The organism is Enterococcus sp. AZ015, from assembly GCF_050499225.1.
In the GTDB taxonomy this organism is placed as follows: Bacteria; Bacillota; Bacilli; order Lactobacillales; family Enterococcaceae; genus Enterococcus_D; species Enterococcus_D entomosocium.
On sequence record NZ_JBMHEX010000001.1, the window covers coordinates 920266 to 937850 of the forward strand.

The 17585-nt window shown below is 43.9% G+C and carries 17 protein-coding genes; 5 read left to right on the forward strand and 12 right to left on the reverse strand.

Annotation, left to right across the window (positions count from 1 at the left end; all coding sequences use genetic code 11):
* The first annotated feature begins 1 nt into the window (after position 1).
* Positions 2–1441, forward strand: coding sequence for a glutamate synthase subunit beta (locus IGK85_RS04165; protein ID WP_008377350.1), 1440 nt, complete (start codon positions 2–4; stop codon positions 1439–1441).
* Positions 1442–1524: 83 nt separating this feature from the next.
* Here IGK85_RS04165 and vanS read toward each other — a convergent pair whose 3' ends face one another.
* From vanS to IGK85_RS04220, 11 genes are all read right to left on the reverse strand, one after another.
* A complete protein-coding gene (gene vanS / locus IGK85_RS04170; RefSeq protein WP_035006491.1) occupies positions 1525–2655 on the reverse strand; it encodes a vancomycin resistance histidine kinase VanS in 1131 nt (376 codons plus the stop codon).
* Positions 2645–3340 carry a vancomycin resistance response regulator transcription factor VanR-C gene (vanR-C, locus tag IGK85_RS04175; protein ID WP_008377354.1) on the reverse strand — a complete coding sequence of 232 codons (696 nt, stop codon included), beginning with the start codon at positions 3338–3340 and terminating at the stop codon, positions 2645–2647. The genes vanS and vanR-C overlap by 11 nt, the downstream gene beginning before the upstream one ends.
* 97 nt (positions 3341–3437) lie before the next feature.
* A complete protein-coding gene (gene vanT / locus IGK85_RS04180; protein ID WP_008377356.1) occupies positions 3438–5540 on the reverse strand; it encodes a membrane-bound serine racemase VanT in 2103 nt (700 codons plus the stop codon).
* Positions 5537–6109: a D,D-carboxypeptidase/D,D-dipeptidase VanXY gene (vanXY, locus tag IGK85_RS04185; protein ID WP_008377360.1), complete on the reverse strand. Its 573-nt coding sequence runs from the start codon at positions 6107–6109 to the stop codon at positions 5537–5539. The genes vanT and vanXY overlap by 4 nt, the downstream gene beginning before the upstream one ends.
* Positions 6106–7158 carry a D-alanine--D-serine ligase VanC gene (vanC, locus tag IGK85_RS04190; protein ID WP_008377362.1) on the reverse strand — a complete coding sequence of 351 codons (1053 nt, stop codon included), beginning with the start codon at positions 7156–7158 and terminating at the stop codon, positions 6106–6108. The genes vanXY and vanC overlap by 4 nt, the downstream gene beginning before the upstream one ends.
* Positions 7159–7503: 345 nt before the next feature.
* On the reverse strand, positions 7504–8049 hold the full coding sequence (locus IGK85_RS04195) for a TIGR01440 family protein (protein ID WP_008377364.1): 546 nt from the start codon (positions 8047–8049) through the stop codon (positions 7504–7506).
* Positions 8050–8054: 5 nt separating this feature from the next.
* Positions 8055–8534, reverse strand: coding sequence for an ECF transporter S component (locus tag IGK85_RS04200; RefSeq protein ID WP_005237264.1), 480 nt, complete (start codon positions 8532–8534; stop codon positions 8055–8057).
* Positions 8531–9319 carry a bifunctional hydroxymethylpyrimidine kinase/phosphomethylpyrimidine kinase gene (gene thiD, locus IGK85_RS04205; RefSeq protein ID WP_008377367.1) on the reverse strand — a complete coding sequence of 263 codons (789 nt, stop codon included), beginning with the start codon at positions 9317–9319 and terminating at the stop codon, positions 8531–8533. The genes IGK85_RS04200 and thiD overlap by 4 nt, the downstream gene beginning before the upstream one ends.
* Positions 9320–9422: 103 nt before the next feature.
* The gene (zwf, locus tag IGK85_RS04210) at positions 9423–10949 is read right to left on the reverse strand and encodes a glucose-6-phosphate dehydrogenase (RefSeq protein ID WP_008377369.1); all 1527 of its coding nucleotides are present in this window, start codon (positions 10947–10949) and stop codon (positions 9423–9425) included.
* Between the two features lie 9 nt (positions 10950–10958).
* The gene (locus IGK85_RS04215) at positions 10959–11606 is read right to left on the reverse strand and encodes a metal-dependent transcriptional regulator (RefSeq protein WP_008377371.1); all 648 of its coding nucleotides are present in this window, start codon (positions 11604–11606) and stop codon (positions 10959–10961) included.
* A gap of 142 nt (positions 11607–11748) precedes the next feature.
* The gene (locus IGK85_RS04220; RefSeq protein WP_008377373.1) at positions 11749–12984 is read right to left on the reverse strand and encodes an aminopeptidase; all 1236 of its coding nucleotides are present in this window, start codon (positions 12982–12984) and stop codon (positions 11749–11751) included.
* 231 nt (positions 12985–13215) lie between these two features.
* Here IGK85_RS04220 and IGK85_RS04225 point away from each other — a divergent pair, with 231 nt between their 5' ends.
* The gene (locus IGK85_RS04225; RefSeq protein WP_005228861.1) at positions 13216–13791 is read left to right on the forward strand and encodes a TetR/AcrR family transcriptional regulator; all 576 of its coding nucleotides are present in this window, start codon (positions 13216–13218) and stop codon (positions 13789–13791) included.
* 54 nt (positions 13792–13845) lie between these two features.
* Here IGK85_RS04225 and IGK85_RS04230 read toward each other — a convergent pair whose 3' ends face one another.
* The gene (locus IGK85_RS04230; RefSeq protein ID WP_005237258.1) at positions 13846–14292 is read right to left on the reverse strand and encodes a flavodoxin; all 447 of its coding nucleotides are present in this window, start codon (positions 14290–14292) and stop codon (positions 13846–13848) included.
* Positions 14293–14468: 176 nt separating this feature from the next.
* Between IGK85_RS04230 and map the strand changes: the two genes are divergently transcribed.
* The 3 genes from map to IGK85_RS04245 all read left to right on the forward strand — a co-directional run bounded on the left by map (position 14469) and on the right by IGK85_RS04245 (position 17477).
* Positions 14469–15233 (forward strand): type I methionyl aminopeptidase, encoded by a 765-nt coding sequence (map, locus tag IGK85_RS04235; protein WP_008377375.1) that lies wholly within the window; start codon positions 14469–14471, stop codon positions 15231–15233.
* Between the two features lie 80 nt (positions 15234–15313).
* On the forward strand, positions 15314–16237 hold the full coding sequence (locus IGK85_RS04240; protein WP_005237256.1) for a YihY/virulence factor BrkB family protein: 924 nt from the start codon (positions 15314–15316) through the stop codon (positions 16235–16237).
* Positions 16238–16256: 19 nt separating this feature from the next.
* Positions 16257–17477 carry a glycosyltransferase family 4 protein gene (locus IGK85_RS04245; protein WP_008377378.1) on the forward strand — a complete coding sequence of 407 codons (1221 nt, stop codon included), beginning with the start codon at positions 16257–16259 and terminating at the stop codon, positions 17475–17477.
* Positions 17478–17585: the final 108 nt, after the last annotated feature.

Consider the following 17585-nt stretch of genomic DNA (forward strand, 5'->3'; position numbering starts at 1 on the left):
TATGGCAGATCCATTTGGTTTTTTAAAGTACCCAAGAGTAGAAAATCCTACCCGACCGGTTTCAGAACGTATCGAAGACTGGCAAGAATTACAGATGCCATTGCCTGAAAATGAGCGTCAAGAGCAAGCGGCACGCTGTATGAATTGCGGGATCCCATTTTGTCATACGGGTTCTTTTTACGGCGGTCAACGGGCGGTTTCCGGTTGTCCCAATGACAACCTGATTCCTGAATGGAATGATCTGGTTTATCAAGGGCGTTTCCAAGCCGCCTTTGAGCGTCTTGCCAAAACCAATCCATTACCGGAAATGACTGGACGTGTTTGTCCAGCTCCATGTGAAAAAGGCTGTACCGAGGCACTGAATGGCTCGGGCGTCACGATCCACGACAATGAACGCTTTATTATCGATACTGCTTTTGAAAACGATTGGGTCAAAGCCTCCGGGTTGCCTCAAGAAGCGACTGGTTTCAAGGTGGCGATCGTTGGTAGCGGACCGGCTGGTTTATCTGCTGCTTGGCGCTTGAATCAACTAGGACATCAAGTGACGGTCTATGAACGCAGTGATCGCTTTGGCGGTTTACTGATGTATGGTATTCCAAATATGAAATTAGATAAAGATGTTGTGCAGCGACGTATTGACTTGATGGCAGAGCTAGGCGTGACCTTTGTCGCAAATACGGAGATCGGTCGTGACTTGTCAGCAGAAGAATTGTCCGCTCAGTATGATCGGGTCATTTTGGCAACAGGAGCTAGTGTTCCTCGTGACTTGAAGATTCCAGGTCGTGAATTGACTGGGGTGCAATTTGCAGTCGATTATCTGACGGAAGCAACCAAAGATGTCTTAAAGCATGGCAAAGCGGCAACAAGTAAAAAACTTGCTGGCAAGCACGTCGTCGTGATTGGCGGCGGCGACACTGGAAATGACTGTATTGGTTCAGCGATTCGGCAAGGAGCCGCTTCTGTGCGTCAATTGGAGATCACGCCCCAACTGCCATTGACACGTACCGACAGCAATCCCTGGCCTGAATACCCAATGACAGCCCGCACAGGATATGGGCAAGAAGAAGCGGCTGAAGTCCTGCAAACACAAGTGACGTATCATGGGGTGTCCACAACAGCCTTTATCGGCGCCGAACGCGGCCAGTTGATCGCCATCGAAACGGTCTCAGTAGATCAACAGTTTCAGCCAATCCCTGGCACAGAGCAAGTGATCAAGGCGGATTTGGTTTTGTTGGCAATGGGCTTTGTTGGTGCAGAGACCCAACTCTTCGATGCCTTTGGTGTGCGAGAAGTGTACGATGATTACACGACGAACAATGAACGAGTGTTAGTCGCAGGAGATGCTAAAAGAGGACCAAGCTTAGTGATCTGGGGGATTCGTGAAGGACGCCTAGCGGCAGAAAAAGTCGACCAAGCGTTACGATCATTGGTGTATCAATAAGCAAACAATAAAAAACAACCTGAGCAGCTCTTCCTCCCTCTGAATTAGAAGGGGAACAGCGAAATGCTCAGGTTGTTTGCCTGTTAAGCAGTTGGTTCAGATGGATGGGGCTTTGACCGCTGTTCATTTTTTTCCATTGCTGCCTTCGGTAGGCGAATCGAAAAGACGATGGTTTCGTCACGGCTTTCCGCCCAGATTTTTCCACCTAATGCTTCAACGATTTCTTTGGCGATCGGCAGCCCCAGACCGGTTCCACCAGTCGCAGTCGCTCGTGAAGCGTCCATCCGATAAAAAGGCTCAAAAATCAAGCCAATCTTTTCAGCAGGGATCGTTTTTCCATGATTGGTCAAACGAATCAGGATATCATCAGAGGCACTGATGGCTAAATGCAAGGGGGAATCGGCATAACTATAATTGATGGCATTGCGAATCAAGTTATCAAAGACGCGTTCCATCTTCTCTGTATCGACAGTCGCATAGACTTTTTTCTGTAGCTGCAGTTGCCAATGAAGGTTCTTTTCTTCTAGCAGCGGTAAAAATTCGAACGTCAACTGTTCTAGCATCAAGCTAAGATCCGTGGTTTCGGTCTGTAAGGCGATCGTTGTAAGATTAAAACGAGTGATTTCGAAAAATTCGCTGATCAATAATTCTAGCCGCTGGGCTTTTTGCAAGGCGATCTTGGTATAGCGTGCGCGTAGTTCGGAAGAAAGCTGCGGTTCTTCTTCTAGAAGTGTCAAATAGCCGATCACACTGGTCAAAGGTGTGCGTAAATCATGTGCGAGATAGACGATCAAATCATTTTTCCGCTGCTCTGCTTCTTTGGCAGCTCGTTGATCCTGTAGATTTTTTTCCCGCAACTGGTTCATTTCTTCTTGCACGTCGATCAGATTACTGGAAAGAACGATTCGCTTCGTAGGTTCAGCAATCAATTGATTCGTGGCTTGAATCGTTTCATTCAAATAGCTGATGGCTTTACTCATATAATAAATCGTTGTGCTCACCCAAATCAGCAAGGCACCGATCGCTAGACAGACGAGCCAATAATCAGCAAAAAGCCGTAATATTAGATAAATGGGCTCATAGCCGTACCAAACCCTCAATCCTGCTACAAAGCGAACAGTTAAAGGGATCAGAATCAAAAGGAGCATTAAAACACCTGTGGTGATAAAGTATTGAGTCAAAAGTTTCCGGATCAATGGACTTCTATTTTTCAATGATATAGCCGACCCCCCATACAGTTTTGATTAATTTCGGTTTGCGGGGTTGTTCGTTTAGCTTTTCCCGCAGACGGGCAATGTGTGCCATCACTGTGTTATTGTTATCTAAATATTTTTCTTTCCAGACTGCTTCAAAAAGAGTTTCCGAGGCAACGACCGATCCTTGGTGTTCAAATAAGTTAAGCAGGATTTTAAATTCGATGGGGGTCAAGAAAACCTCTTTGCCATAAAGAAAACATTGGTGACTGTTGATTTTCAACAGTAAGCCTTCCTTTTCGTATTCTTCAATCTTCTGCGGAACAGCTGACTGATTGTATCGTTGGTATCGCCGTAGTTGCGTTTTGACCCGAGCAACAACTTCTAATGGATTGAAGGGTTTAGTCACATAATCATCTGCACCTAGACTTAGACCGGTAATTTTATCCAGATCTTCTCCTTTGGCAGTGAGCATCAGTACTGGAAAAAAGTGGGTTTTGCGAATGGTCTGTAACAGCTGAAAGCCGTCGATATCCGGCAGCATCACATCTAAAACTGCCACATCGACTGTTTCTTTTTCGAGATAAGCCAAAGCACTCGTTCCATCATAAAAAGGTTCCACTTGAAAGCCTTCATTCCTTAGAAACGTCGTGACTAACTCGGCGATTTCTTTTTCATCATCAACAACAATTATTTTTTCTGCCATCCTTGATTCACTCCAACTATCTACGATCATTTTCATTTACACTACCATTTACTCTACACCCATCATACCGTAATCGGTAAGCGAATGCATTCGTTTTCTACTTTGAACTAGAGGTGATGCGGGAACCTAGGCGGCTGATCAATTCATTGGTAATGGTTTGTGCTTGATCAGCGGTAGTCGTCCAATCGCTGATTACTTCGAGCGAACTTTCGACCGCCAGTTCTGGATAGTCCGTTAAATCGATCAAGAGCATATCCATACAAACCAACCCAATCTGCGGGAGTAAAGCACCTTGATAAGAAAGCTGGAACCCTTGGTTTGATAGGGCACGTGGAACCCCGTCGCAGTAGCCGATGCTAACGATCCCGATCGTGGCTGGTCGATCAAAAACAGTGCCTAATCCATAGCCGATCGCTTCACCAGCGGCAACTGTTTTTTTGTCTACCAGTAAGGCTTTGAGTGTCAAAATCGGCTGTATGTTTATCTTCTGCTTCGTTGGTTCGTTCGGGACGCTCAATGAACCAGTTAGAAGAATACCTGGACGTACATAATCATAGTGTTTCTCTGGGTAATTCAATATTCCGTAGCTGCTTTGCAGATGTGTCAGTCCATAGGCGATATTTTTAGCGGATAAGCCAGCCAACAGATCATCAAAACAAGTGATTTGGGCTTGTGTCCGCAAGATACTTGCCGTATCCAGCTGATCTGAAGAGCCTAGATGGGAAAAAATGCCCGTGATCTTGAGAGATGGCAAGGCGTAAAGTCCAGTAACTGTCTCAACATCAGGTGCAACGCCTAAGCGGTGCATACCAGTATCTACCGCTAAATGGCATTCGATCGGAATGCTTGTTTGGGCTAAAGCATGCCCATGGGCCTCACTAACGATGGTTGGAATCAAGGAATAATGTTTCAGCTCTTTGGCACGTTGGGCAGAAGTGTACCCTAAAATCAGTAAGCGACTTTTAATGCCAGCTCGCCGTAATTCGATGGCTTCTTCTATGGTGGCAACAGCAAAAAAATCGACGCCTACTCTTTCCAAGGTACGAGCGACCAATTGCGCATCGCAACCATAGGCATCTGCTTTAACCACCGCCATCACTTTTGTTGTGGATGGAATCACTCGTTTGATTTCCTGCAAGTTGTGCAACAGGGCGGGGGCTGAGAATTCTTTGGCTGCCCGCTGCAAGTGGAGCGGCGTTTTTTTCGGAAACGGCAACAGCTTTTGCAAAGCAAAGAGACCATGCACCACCCCAATGGTCAGTCCTAAGACCACCAAGAAATTGATCAGATTGTTTTGCAGCAAGGGTAGCTTTTGACTAAGAAAATGGGTTACTGCAATGGTATAAGGATGGAGCAAATAGAGCCAAAGGGACAGACGACCCGCTTGTTTCCAGATCATGGGTGCTTGCCATTGCTGAATGATCGGAAATAAAAACAAGAGAACGAAGGGCAAAAAGACATACATGCTGTCATGTTTAGGTGTAGTAAAGTGATGCAAGAGATAACTTTCCAAAAGCAAGCAAATAAGACTAATCATCAGATAACTATAGCGATGGGGAGAAGCAGGTTTTTTGGCAAATCTTCTGGCTAGTACCCCTAAGATCAAAAATAAGGGAGCAAAAAAAATGCCGTTGCGAGTTCCATCCAATAGTTGGAAAATCAGTGAATAGAGTGGCGTGATGGGTGTTTGTGCAGCCAGGCCAGACCAACTGTCCCCACCTAAACCAACCACATACAAACCGACAGCAATGAAAAACACCTGCTTGAAAGAAAGCCGTGTCAAGAGGCCCATCACTAGTAGACCGCCGGTAATGATCGCAGGAAAATACCAAAGATGGTAAAGAATGCCGTTGACTAGCAAAGTTTGAATAAAAGTGTCTAGTGGCATGTTCAATCCTAGTATGCCGCTGTACCAAGCAAGCGGCAAAAAGAGCAGTGTGGCAATGAGATAGACTTGCAGCTGTTTTTTGATAAATAACCAGATACGTTGTCTGGCAGGATAGCTGTTTTGGGTGGCTAAATCACTGAACACATAATACCCGCTGATCATAAAAAAGAAGGGGACGGCGATTCTGAAAAGAGTCAATGTGATCAGGATATCACCATTGGGCCACAATCGATGAAGGGGCAGACAGTGGATCGCCACCACCATCATCGCTAAAATCACCCGAAACTGCTCAATTCCTTGATTCTTCTTCATGCGAACTGCCTCGCGGTTTGTTCAAGATATTGATAGTATTCTTCCAATGTCCACTGTTGACTGGCGATGATTTGACTATGAGGCAGACCGACATAACGAAAATGCCATGGTTCATAGCCAATCCCTGTAATCTCCTGTTTGTCTGCGGGATAGCGTAAAATAAATCCGTAGTTCATCATTTCCTGTGTAAATAAATCCGCCGCTGCGCTGTCACGAAACCGTGGGCAGATCAAATCACCTTGCTGGCCTTTTAAACCAACATCGATCGCTAAGCCTAACTGATGCTCGCTGCAGCCGGGCAACGCCACAAATTGTTTCGTATAGGCTAATCCATTTTCTTTTAAGGAATATTCCCATAAATGCCGTTGCTGCTTTTCGGTTCGATAGCCGTCTAATAAGCAGATCTCGTTTTCAAGTTTTAAGGCTTTGACGAGGCGTTCCCATTGTTTGGCTGCTTCAGGCTGCAAGTAAACTTCTTCTTCACTAAAAGCAGCAAGGACGAGGTGGGGCGGCTCTTGGTTTTTTTCTAATGGAAACTCTTTGCTAACTAACTGTAGATAGGGATTCATTTGCCTTCCTCCTTTGCTAAGACAAGCAGTTTTTGTAGTAGTTCTTGATAGGATAAGCCGATTGCTGCCATCATGGCAGGATAGCGGGAGTGACTAGTAAAGCCCGGCATAGTATTGATTTCATTCAAGTATAGTTCTCCTTGATCCGTGACAAAAAAGTCGATGCGAGCAAGTCCTTTAAGACCAAGACTGTGATAGAGCAGCTGAGCTTGTTCTTTGACCTTGGTTTCAATCGTTTCAGGCAATGGTGCAGGAACGGTGATCTTGGCGCTAATCAACTGGTACTTTTCTTCAAAATCGAAAAAGCCTTCTACTAATGAAATAGCGTCACAAGCACCGACAGTCAAAGAGTCGTTGCCTAAGATACCGCAACCAATCTCAACGCCAGCTATATTTTTTTGTAAGAGCACTGCGGAACAATAAGCGAATGCTTCCTTCAAGGCAGGAGCGATTTCTTCAACACAAGTTACTTTTGTGATCCCTTTTGAGGAGCCCGCTTCATTAGGCTTAAAGAAAACTGGAAAGCCATGGGTCTGGATGAAGGCTTCGATTTGTTGCTGTTGGTTGTCTTGATTTGTCAAGAGAATCGTAGGGGCGCTTTGTACGCCAATGGCTGCTGCAGCTTGATGCAGCAGCCATTTGTTCATACATAAGGCAGAGGCTGCCACCCCGCAGCCTACATAAGGTAGCTTCATCAATTCAAACAATCCTTGGATACTGCCATCTTCCCCGTATTTGCCATGCATAATGGGAAATAAAACATCAGGTACCAACGTTTGCTGCGCTTCACTTAGCCAAAAGCCGTTTCCTTCAAAAAGTGGCTGGATTTTCTGTTTATGTTTCGTATCCAACAGCCACGTGTCTTGTCGGATGTTTTCCAGTTCTCCTGTATACAAATACCAATCCATAGCATCTGGGGCGATCCCGATCAAAGAGAGGTCATAGTCATCGGGAGATGATTGGAGTGCTTCGATTGCGCTAGTTGCTGAGGCTAAAGAAACGGCGTACTCCGGTGAATTGCCTCCAAAAATAATGGCGATTTTTTTCATATTTTTCTTCCTTCCACTTTTCGATTCTTGCTACATTCAGTCTATCAAGGAAAGAAAAAAGAAATTTACGGGCTTACTGGTATCTTTCTTTTCTTTTTGTGATGAAATTGTGACGAATTTATGACAAAAGGAAGGCGACAGCTGCCGCTCTTTTTACGCAAGAAAGGAAACAGAATTTGAAGTAGAAAAAGCTGCCATAAGATGGAGCGGAGAAAATAGTGAAAGGAGAGCACTTTTAAGGAAGGAAAGGAGAGGCAATAGCAGGAACGTTGACACAAAAAAAGCACGCCGAAGCATGCTTTTTCCTTTTGAAGATGGTTTTTCGCTTATTATACGATTCGCTTATTATGCGTAATGAGCACGAGGACCACCGATATATTTGGGCCGTGATCCCAGAGCTGTGACATGGGCAGCGCCAAGGGTCTTGATAGAGGGACGGATCGGGATTTGAACATGTTTGACATGCATACCGATCGCTGTGTCGCCGATATCGATACCCGCTTTGGCCACAATGTGCTCCACTTCGATAGGCTCATCGAACAACTGGAAAGCCGCAACTGAGCAAGCACCGCCTGCATGCAGCTGGGGCACTACTGCGACTTCTTCTAATTGATATAGTCGAGCCGTTTCACGCTCAACGGCTAAAGCCCGATTGAGATGTTCACAGCCTTGAACGGCTAAATGAATATTTTTGGGACGCAAGATCGCTCGTAGTGTTTCAACGATAACCATGCCTACTTCTTGACTGGAATTTTTGCCAATCAAGCCACCAACCACTTCACTTGTTGAACAGCCGAGAACAAAAAGATCATTTTCATCAACGTTCGCTGTCGTAATGACTTCTTCAACGATCGTAGTTAAATCCGTTTTTAATTGATTGATATCTGTCATGAGAATCACCTTTCATTTAAAGAAAACTTTTTCGTGCGGCGTAAGGCATGGGTCAGCGGTAAAGCAACGATGCTGCCAAAGACCGTTTGGATTAAATTACTTGGAACTGAGGCGATCCCTGCCCCTAAACCGAATAGTAAAACTGTTGCTGCTGCATAGCCGGCAATCATGATCAAGCTGCCAACAATAACGGCTGCTAGTGGTCGATGGTTCATTCTACCCACGATCCAGCCTTGTACACCATGGATCACAATGGAAAAGAAGGCCCATTCAGGATAGCCTGATAGAAAATCAATGATGCCACCGCTCATTCCGCCTACGAAGGCCCCGGCGCTAGGTCCGAACAAAAGGGCCGAGATATAGATCCCTGCTTCACATAAGGTCACAAAGCCCTTCGTTTGTGGAACAGGAATGATAAAGGTCAAAGAAAGTGCACAGGTAAGTGCCGTCAGCATAGCGATCATGGTTAGGTTTCTTACTTTCATAGGTGTTCCTCCTTTTTAAAATAGGCGAGCTGATTGACGTTGCCAGAGGTTCCTAAAGGCAGACCGTCTTCGATCCCTGCCCAAACAAATGCTTTTGCAGTTTGAACAGCTGTTTCCAATGAAGTGCCTTTGGCAAGTAAAGCGGCAATCGCCGATGAAAGGGTACACCCAGCACCGTTGGTAGTCGTTCGGGTACTTTTTTCTGCTTCGAAAACAGTATATTGCCCAGAGTGGTATAAAAGGTCGTAGGCTTTTTCTCCAGTTAGTCGACTGCCACCTTTGATCAGGACATTTGGGGCACCCAATGCATGGATTTTTTTCGCCGCGGTTTTCATTTCCGCCAACGTCGTAATGGTTTGACCAGAGAGGTGCTGAGCTTCGAGTAGATTAGGTGTTACTAATGCTGTGTAAGGAAACAATGAGATCAATCCTGCTTGATAGGAGTGGTTAAAGGCAGTATCTCCTTCTTTAAAGGCAAGAACTGGATCGAGCACGATCGGTCCGGTAAATGTTTGTAAAAAATCCCGCAGCAATTCAATGATGGCCGTTTGATGAAGCAGCCCGATTTTGATTGCATCCAAGGAAATGACCGAGCGCACGGAATCCAATTGTGCTTGAACCACAAATTCCGGGAGGTCATGGAACAAAAGATCATCATTGATGGCGACCACACACGTTAATAGGGCATGGCCAAACACCCCGAATTCCTCAAATGTTTTCAAATCAGCCGTCATGCCGCCACCTGCCAAACTGTCGAGACCGGCGATCGATAAGACTTGTTTCATGTCTGCTGCTCCTTTCGTTTCTCATTTCTTTCTATTATAAACAGTTGGTAAAAAAGAAAAACGGCCAATTGGATGTTTTTTCCTCATCCAATTGACCATTTGCTTATTTTTCATTTAGTAAATCTCGCTCACGATACCATTCATCGGGGCGCCAGATCCATTCAAAACCATCGGCAGCTAAGAGATCATAGGCAGCTTGGGGTCCCATCGTTCCTGCGGCATAGTTTGGAAAATCAGGTGTTTCTTGGTCCCAAGCGTGACGGATCACATCAACGATGCGCCAAGATTGGGCAACTTCATCCCAATGGGTAAAGTTAGTGCCATCCCCGTTCAAAGCATCTAAAATCAATTTTTCGTAGGCTTCAGGGGTGTTTTCGACGATTTCAGTACTATTCCGATAATCTAGCTTCACTGGCAATGTCTCAAACCCTTGGCCAATTTCTTTTCCATTCAAGGAAAGAGAGAAGCCTTCTGTCGGTTGAATGTAGATTGTCAGCACATTCGGTGCCAAACTCTCGTTTTGCTTTTGTTCATTTAGGTCTTGCTTAAAGACATTGACAGGGACTTGTTTAAAGACAATGTTGATGCGAGTGCCTTTTTCCGTCAAGCGTTTCCCGGTTCGTACATAGAAAGGTACGCCGGACCAGCGGAAGTTGTCGATCAAGAATTTTCCAGCAACGAAGGTTTCAGTTGCCGATTCTTCATCGACATTGGCTTCTTCTCGGTAGCCAGCAAATTCCTTATCTTCTAATTGCCCTTTGGCGTATTGACCACGAACGAAGTGTTGTTTCACTTCTTCTTCGGAGTAAATACGGATCGCATTTAAGGCTTTGATTTTTTCCGTCCGTAATTCTTTTTCAGAAAAAGCCACTGGCGGTTCCATGGCTAATAAGGAAAGGATCTGCAGAATATGGTTTTGGACCATATCTTTCAAGGCGCCGCTCTTATCATAATACCCACCGCGTTCTTCAACACCTAAGTTTTCTGCGATATTGATCTGAACATTGTCAATGTAGCGATTGTTCCACATCGACTCAAAAATGTTATTGGCAAAACGAATCGCAGAAATGTTTTGGATCATTTCTTTTCCTAAATAATGATCGATCCGGTAGATTTCTTGCTCTGTAAAGACTTGATTGATCTCTTCATTCAATTCTTTTGCTGAGTCGTAGTCGCTTCCAAATGGTTTTTCGATGATCACCCGATGGTAGCCGTCAGTATCCAGCATTCCTTGGGATTTCAAGTGAGAAACGATCGTCCCAAAGAAATTAGGGGACATTGCTAAGTAAAAGATCTGATTGCCTTCTAAATGGTATTTCTGATCTAAGGTTTCCGCCAAATCCTTTAATGAATCATAATGACTCGTATCTGTTACATCATGTGATTGGTAGTAGAAATGAGAAGCGAATGTCTCTGCTTGCTCTTGTGAGTCGCTCAATTCTTTGATCGTACCTATTACTACTTCACGATAGTGTTCATCCGACCAAGGACGGCGAGCAGTACCGATGACTGCAAAATCTTCTTTCAAATCGCCTTTTTTGTACAACCGAAACAAAGAAGGGTATAGTTTGCGTTGGGCAAGGTCGCCCGTACCGCCAAAAATCGTAAAAAGGACCTTTTTTTCCATCATCTTCACTCCTTACAGTTTATCAACAAAAATCGTGCTGGCGGCTTTGTAGCTGACAGCAATTTCCTTTGTGTCATTTTTGATCGTAATCGGACCCTCGTATGCTGCCGCATCGATGATCTCGTATTCTTCATGAATATTCAATTGGATCGAAACAAGGTAATCCAGCAGTTCTCGTTCATCAAGGACACGGGCGATACGAATCTTGGTTCCTACCGGGTAGGAACTCATGGTGTTTTTTTCGCCTTCGTGAATGAGTTCTCCTTGTTCGGGGATCATTCCGCCATGTGGGCAATACCGAGGATGATCAAGGTAGGCTTCTAAGCGGCTCGCCAGTGTTTCCGAGGTGACGTGTTCTAAAACTTCTGCGTCATCATGAACTTCATTCCATGAGTAATGCAGGTGCTCCACAAGAAAGACTTCCCATAAACGATGCTTGCGGATCAGAGCACTTGCAGAAGCTAAACCAGTTTCAGTCAACTGTACCCCTTGATAAGGTGAATGTTCCACTAAGCCTTCTTTTAATAATTTTGAAATCATTTCACTTACTGAAGCTGCTGAGACGTCCAGACCTGACACGATTTGTTTGTTATTGATTTTCTTTTGGTCACCACCAAGCTCCAAGATGAGCTTTAAATAATCTTCACGATTTGGTGTCATCGGATCCATCCTCTCTTATCAAAGACTATCAAAGTAGATTTTATCAAAAAAGCCGGCTGATTACTACGAAAAAACCCGCCGGTTTCCAATATTCTATGTAAAAGAAGGCCGAGGGGAGCAACTCCACCTCAGCCTTTTTTTATTAAGCCCAGTCACCATTGCGAAAGACAGGAATCGTGGTGCCATCTTCTTTGATGCCATCGATGGACATTTGGTCAGAGCCAACCATGAAATCTACGTGGGTTTGGCTGCGGTTCAAGCCAGCAGCTGCCAGTTCTTCTTCACTCATCTCAGTGCCGCCTTGCAAGCTGAAGGCATAAGCGGAGCCTAACGCTAAGTGGTTTGAGGCATTTTCATCGAACAACGTATTGAAGAAGATGATGCCGGATTGTGAGATAGGGGAAGGATCAGGAACTAATGCGACTTCACCTAAAGATTTTGCTCCTTCATCGATTGCTAGCAGTTTGCCTAACACTTCTTCGCCCTGTTCCGCAGAAAAGTCCACGACTTTGCCGTCTTTGAAGGTGAACTTCATCCCAGAGATGATGGTGCCTGCGTAGCTCAATGGTTTCGTACTTGAAATATAGCCATCGATGCGACGATTATCTGGGGCAGTAAAGACTTCTTCTGTTGGCATGTTCGCCATGAATTTTTCATTGCGGGTATTGTAACTGCCAGCACCTTCCCACAAGTGGTTTTTAGGCAAACCGATGATCAAATCGGTACCAGGTGCCGTATAGTGCAGAGCACTGAATTGTTCTTTGTTTAATTCTTCGGCTTTAACTTGCAAGGTTTCATCGTGTTTTTTCCAAGCTGCGACAGGATCTTCTTCATAGATACGCGTCGTTTTGAAAATTTGATCCCAAAGCTTGTCTTGTGCTTCTTCAGGGGAAGCATCAGGGAATACTTTTTGAGCCCAATCTTGACCAGCCGCCGCAACCACAGTCCAGCTGACTTTGTTGGCTTGTGTTGCTTGACGCAATTTCATCATCGCTTTACCAGAAGCAGCTTGGAAGGTTGCCACTCGGTCTGAGTCGACGCCCGCTAACGCATCGGGATTGGCAGAAACGACACTGATACGGCTGGCACCTTTTTCAACCCAGTCTTCCGTTTGATCAATTTTGTGCTGAGGAATCGTAGACAAACGATCTTCGGCCGCATGAGTCAGAAATTCTTTTTGGATCTCATCGTCGGTCCATTGGACGATTACTTCGTCTGCACCTAATTCATACGCTTTTTTCGTTAATAGGCGAGCTAAAGGTGCTTGGTCCACGGCGATTTGGATGACGATCGTGTGCCCTTTTTGGACATTTACGCCAACTTCAGTGATCAGTTGGGCATATTTTTCAAGGTTCTGATTAAAGTTTGGTAAAACCATTAAAATTCCTCCATTTATTCTAAATTTATAACTGTCTTCATGATAGCACTAAGTATTTTTGAAAACAAACGAAAAAGTGAGCAAAAAAACAGTGGCCTTCAAATTGAAAAACTGGAAACACTAAGGGCAATAAATTTAAAAGTTTTTTTGCAAACTTAAAAAAACATGATACAATAAGTAAAAGGTATTTCTGAAAGCGATGTATAGCAGAATTAAGGAGATTAAAAAATTATGGCAAGAAAGAAAACTATTACTAGAGACCAGATTTTAAAAGCTGCCTATGAAGTTGTCGCAACCGAAGGATTTACACGTTTTACCGCACGCAATATCGCAGCGAAGATGAAATGTTCAACGCAACCGATCTACTTAGAATTTAAAAATATGGATGACTTAAAAAATGCATTGATCAATCAGATTTACGACTACTTAGCGACAGAAGTTTTTCCAGTTGAAAGACGGGGAGATGTCATCGTTGACTTAACGCTAAATTATATTGGCTTTGCAAATAAAGAAAAACGATTATACCGAGCGCTATACTTAGAAGAGCATGGTGGTGGGGATTCCATGCAACAGTTTTCATTTGACCTTTTTGTGAAATCAGTGAAAAAAGAACCAAAATATCAAGATCTATCTGATGTAAAATTACAATCTTTGCACACCGGTGTCTGGATCGTCGCTACTGGCTTAGCGGCATTGATGTCTTCGGGAATCATTCATCCGACAGAAGATCAGATTGCTAAGCTGATGACGGAAACCACCGATAATATTTTAGCAAGAGAAACACCCATCGATATCAGTTATCATTAAGCAAACAATAAACCTCCGGCAGAATCAAGTGATTTTGTCAGAGGTTCTCTTGTTTTATTCAGCGAATGCTTCTGCTAGTTTTTTGGCAAAGGCTTCTAAGTTTTGAATATCGTCTTCTTCTGCAGCCAAGTCAACTTTGACGCTGTCAGCTCCTTTTGTCGCACCAGTTTTGCTAAAGGCGGCTTCAAAGTCGTCAACCGATTTACAAAAGTCATCATAAAAAGTATCACCGGAGCCGCAGACTCCAAAGATTTTGCCGCTTAAATCAAGTTCTTGCAAATCTTCATAAAAATCGACGATCTCATCCGGTAGCTCCCCGTCTCCATATGTATACGTTGCGACGATACAGATATCGGCATCTTCAAAGTCATCTGCATCCACTTGGGTACACTCATTCATTTCTACTTCCATGTCAAGATTTTCAAGGGCTTCAGAAACGATATCCGCAATTTCTTCCGTATTCCCCGTCATGCTTGCATAGACGATTTTTGCTAAAGCCATGGGCTTTTTCCTCCAATCTCATTCCTATTCTCAAGGAAAACTCTCTTACAGATTATAGCAAATGCACGAAAGTTTGAAAACAAAACTTGAAAAACTCTTTACAATGTCTGTGAATTTTGTAAAATAAGGGATTTCTATGGTAAAATAAGAGGAATTTAATTAAGGGAGACGAGAACATGATTACATTAAAATCTGCCAGAGAAATTGACCGCATGGCCGAATCCGGCGCGCTGTTAGCAGATGTCCACAAACAATTACGCAGTTTCATCAAACCAGGTATCACGAGTTGGGATATCGAAGTGTTTGTCAGAGATTATATTGAAAGCCACGGCGGCATCGCTGCCCAAATTGGTTTTGAAGATTACAAATATGCCACTTGCTGCAGTATCAATGATGAGATTTGTCACGGATTTCCTCGAAAAAAACCATTGAAAGACGGCGATCTGATCAAAGTCGATATGTGTATTGATTTAAAAGGTGCCATTTCTGATTCTTGCTGGAGTTATGTCGTAGGGAACTCGACGCCTGAGATTGATCGATTAATGGAAGTAACCAAAAAAGCGTTGTATCTAGGAATCGAACAAGCGCAAGTGGGCAACCGAATCGGTGACATCGGTCATGCCATTCAAACCTATGCGGAAAAAGAAGGGTACGGGGTTGTGCGTGATTTCGTAGGACACGGCATTGGCCCAACGATCCATGAAAGTCCGATGATCCCTCACTACGGAGAAGCCGGCAAAGGGTTACGTTTAAAAGAAGGAATGGTTATTACCATCGAACCTATGATCAATACAGGGACGTGGAAAATGAAAATGGATCCTAATGGCTGGACCGCCTATACATTAGATGGCGGCTTAAGCTGCCAATATGAACATAGTTTGGCGATCACCAAAGATGGTCCGAGAATTTTAACTTCTCAAGGAGAAGAAGGAACCTACTAAATTTTGGTGGTAGGAGACTTCTGATTGTTATGTATGACAAAGAAAAAAAAGGCAGATGATTCGCTGGCGGAGGAAGAAACATGAAAATCGTTGATAAAGTAAAAAGCAATCAAAAGCTGATGCGTTTCATCGAAACGACGCAAAATAGAATAACTGATTCAGAAATGGGGACCACTTCGGTCGTCGTGGCCTACTATTTATTGCTTTCACTTTTCCCGTTAATGATTGCGCTGGGGAATCTTTTGCCTTATTTATCAATTGATCCGAACACGGTTTTATCTTATGTACAGGAATTGATCCCGAATCAAATCTATGATTTTATCGGCCCAGCGATCGAAAATCTCCTCACCACAAGCTCTGGTGGATTGTTGTCGATCTCCGCTTTAGCGGCGTTGTGGTCCGCGAGTCAAAGTATCAATGCCTTGCAAATTGCGATGAACAAAGCCTTCGGTGTGGACCAGCGTTCCAATTTTATCGTGGTGCGCGCAGTATCATTTGTGATCATCCTGCTCTTTATGATTGCGATCGTTGGGGTTACGATGGTATTTGGGCTTGGAAAAATCATTCTTGATTTTTTGCAGCCGATTTTTAAGTTTCAAGACAATCTGATCGATACGTTCCAAACAGTCAAATGGCCAGTCACGATCGTTGCTTTGCTGTTTATCATGATGCTGATCTATTGGTTAGTGCCTAATGCAAAGGTCAAGTTGCGTTCGACTTTGCCGGGGGCGATCTTTGCAACGATTGGCTGGATGTTGCTGTCACAAGTGTTTGGCTTATACGCCCGTTACTTTGCTGCGAAAATCATTGGCTATCAAATTATTGGAAGTTTTATTGTTTTAATGATCTGGTTGAATCTTGCTGCGACGATTATTATCTTGGGTGGAATCATCAACGCAGTGGTAGAAGAGTATGTATCAGGACAAGAGATCAAAGAACGAACAGATCCTGTTCAGCGGATTTCTTCGAAAATCGAAGATACATTTACCAATAAAGAGAAATAACGGAAAGCGAGAATAAACGATGGATTTTGCATTCAAATTTGTAATGCGCTTATTTATAACAATGATCGTGTCTTTAATCCTAACACCGATCATTAAATTGATCTCTTTTAAGATCGGCGCAGTCGATCGACCAGGAGATCGCCGAATCAATACCAAAACAATGCCGACCGCAGGGGGATTAAGCATCTTCCTCTCCTTCTCTTTTGCATTGCTTTGGGAATTTCGCGCAATGATTCCCTTTGACTACGTCTGGCCGATGCTTTTAGGGGCAGCTATCGTCGTAGTTACTGGATTATTGGATGATATCTTCGAGTTGACTCCTATGCAAAAAACGCTAGGCTTGACGTTAGCGGCTTTGGAGATCTATTTTGTTGCCGGCATCAAAATCAGTACGGTTTCGATCCCTTATCTGGGGGTTTTTGATTTGGGCTGGCTTGGATTGCCTATGACGATCTTGTGGATTTTGGCGATCACAAATGCGGTCAACTTGATTGATGGTTTGGACGGTCTAGCGAGTGGGGTCTCCATTATCAGTCTGACGACCATTGGGATCATCAGTTATTTCTTTTTACCAAATTCAGTTGAAGTACCAATGGTGATCTTTACATTAATTGCCTCAATCGTTGGTTTTTTTCCTTACAATTTTTATCCAGCTACGATTTTTTTAGGGGATACTGGGGCACTTTTTCTAGGTTTTATGATCTCCGTCTTATCGTTGCAAGGGTTAAAAAATGCGACCTTCATTACAGTGATCACCCCGATGTTGATTTTAGGGGTACCGATCACTGATACCGTCTATGCCATGATTCGTAGAAAATTCAATAAGCAAAAGATCTCATCAGCGGATAAAATGCACTTGCATCACCGCTTACTTTCCTTAGGGTTTACCCATCGAGGAACAGTTTTGACGATCTATGCCTTGGCAATGGTATTTTCATTTATTGCATTATTGATGAATTATGCCAGCAACACAGCAATCATTTTACTGATCATCAGTACAGGCTTCGGCATTGAATTGTTTATCGAATTGATTGGTTTGGTTGGAGAAAATCGTCAACCATTGATGTGCGCACTGAAATTCCTTGGAAACCGTCGATTCAGGCAAAAAGTCCTCATGGCACGTGCGGAAAAAAGACAAGACAAGCAAGAAGAGGAAAGCGAGGATTTGGCTTCCAGTGCTTCTCAAATCAAAGAAAAGCGACGAAAGAGAAAACATTACCAAGCAAAACACAAAAAATAAACGATACAATTGCGGCATAGGAGCCCAACAGGCGAAGCGAATGTGATTGATTATTGAAGAAAAGACAGGAGCAGCCAGCGCTTCTCCTAGTACTTTCTCTCACGATCA

Bases quoted from the DNA above. Each gene is read 5' to 3' on its own strand.
- IGK85_RS04165 (WP_008377350.1), top strand. From the start codon at position 2: ATGGCAGATCCATTTGGTTTTTTAAAGTACCCAAGAGTAGAAAATCCT.
- vanR-C (WP_008377354.1), bottom strand. From the start codon at position 3,340: ATGGCAGAAAAAATAATTGTTGTTGATGATGAAAAAGAAATCGCCGAG.
- vanT (WP_008377356.1), bottom strand. From the start codon at position 5,540: ATGAAGAAGAATCAAGGAATTGAGCAGTTTCGGGTGATTTTAGCGATG.
- vanXY (WP_008377360.1), bottom strand. From the start codon at position 6,109: ATGAATCCCTATCTACAGTTAGTTAGCAAAGAGTTTCCATTAGAAAAA.
- vanC (WP_008377362.1), bottom strand. From the start codon at position 7,158: ATGAAAAAAATCGCCATTATTTTTGGAGGCAATTCACCGGAGTACGCC.
- IGK85_RS04195 (WP_008377364.1), bottom strand. From the start codon at position 8,049: ATGACAGATATCAATCAATTAAAAACGGATTTAACTACGATCGTTGAA.
- IGK85_RS04200 (WP_005237264.1), bottom strand. From the start codon at position 8,534: ATGAAAGTAAGAAACCTAACCATGATCGCTATGCTGACGGCACTTACC.
- thiD (WP_008377367.1), bottom strand. From the start codon at position 9,319: ATGAAACAAGTCTTATCGATCGCCGGTCTCGACAGTTTGGCAGGTGGC.
- zwf (WP_008377369.1), bottom strand. From the start codon at position 10,949: ATGATGGAAAAAAAGGTCCTTTTTACGATTTTTGGCGGTACGGGCGAC.
- IGK85_RS04215 (WP_008377371.1), bottom strand. From the start codon at position 11,606: ATGACACCAAATCGTGAAGATTATTTAAAGCTCATCTTGGAGCTTGGT.
- IGK85_RS04220 (WP_008377373.1), bottom strand. From the start codon at position 12,984: ATGGTTTTACCAAACTTTAATCAGAACCTTGAAAAATATGCCCAACTG.
- IGK85_RS04225 (WP_005228861.1), top strand. From the start codon at position 13,216: ATGGCAAGAAAGAAAACTATTACTAGAGACCAGATTTTAAAAGCTGCC.
- IGK85_RS04230 (WP_005237258.1), bottom strand. From the start codon at position 14,292: ATGGCTTTAGCAAAAATCGTCTATGCAAGCATGACGGGGAATACGGAA.
- map (WP_008377375.1), top strand. From the start codon at position 14,469: ATGATTACATTAAAATCTGCCAGAGAAATTGACCGCATGGCCGAATCC.
- IGK85_RS04240 (WP_005237256.1), top strand. From the start codon at position 15,314: ATGAAAATCGTTGATAAAGTAAAAAGCAATCAAAAGCTGATGCGTTTC.
- IGK85_RS04245 (WP_008377378.1), top strand. From the start codon at position 16,257: ATGGATTTTGCATTCAAATTTGTAATGCGCTTATTTATAACAATGATC.